The sequence below is a fragment of the Clostridium sp. chh4-2 genome (assembly GCF_002899675.1).
In the GTDB taxonomy this organism is placed as follows: domain Bacteria; phylum Bacillota; class Clostridia; order Lachnospirales; family Lachnospiraceae; genus CHH4-2.
Genome location: NZ_PKUU01000060.1, coordinates 1 through 539, shown reverse-complemented (window position 1 = coordinate 539; position 539 = coordinate 1). Strand labels below are relative to the sequence as shown.

The window sequence follows — 539 nt, the reverse complement described above, 5'->3', positions numbered from 1 at the left end:
GAATCTCTGGTCTTAGGTTTGTTTGTTATGTTTCCATAACGAGTTATTTGTTTGGAATCTATTATCTCTAATAAATTCACCTCGGATGTCTTGAATTGTTTCACCATAATTGCTTATGGCTCTACTTTTCTAGATATATTTCAATATGTGGTTTTCAAGGTACATATCGTAAGCAGTGCTTACGGGGACGGTTTTTATCGTTTTACAAAAACCGAGTGGAGATGGAGAGATTCGAACTCTTGACCCCCTGCTTGCAAGGCAGGTGCTCTCCCAACTGAGCTACACCCCCATAAAATCTGGCACTCACCTGCTCTCCCATATCGTTTCCAATATAGTACCATCGGCCGCTTAGGTCTTAACCATCGTGTTCGGGATGGGAACGGGTGTGTCCCCTAAGCGCATCAGCACCAGAAATTTTCTGAACCTATTAAAGATTCAACAGTATATAAAACCCTTACTTCTTCTTCCTTAGAAAGGAGGTGATCCAGCCGCACCTTCCGATACGGCTACCTTGTTACGACTTCACCCCAGTTATCGGT

At 43.0% G+C, this 539-nt stretch carries 1 tRNA gene and 2 rRNA genes; all 3 read right to left on the bottom strand.

Features of this window, described 5'->3' with window-relative positions:
- Positions 1–216: 216 nt before the first annotated feature.
- Positions 217–289: transfer RNA gene (locus C0033_RS26690), tRNA-Ala, on the bottom strand.
- A 5-nt stretch (positions 290–294) separates the two neighbouring features.
- Positions 295–412: ribosomal RNA gene (rrf, locus tag C0033_RS26685) — 5S ribosomal RNA — on the bottom strand.
- A gap of 60 nt (positions 413–472) precedes the next feature.
- Positions 473–539, bottom strand: a 16S ribosomal RNA gene (locus tag C0033_RS26680); the annotation flags it as partial.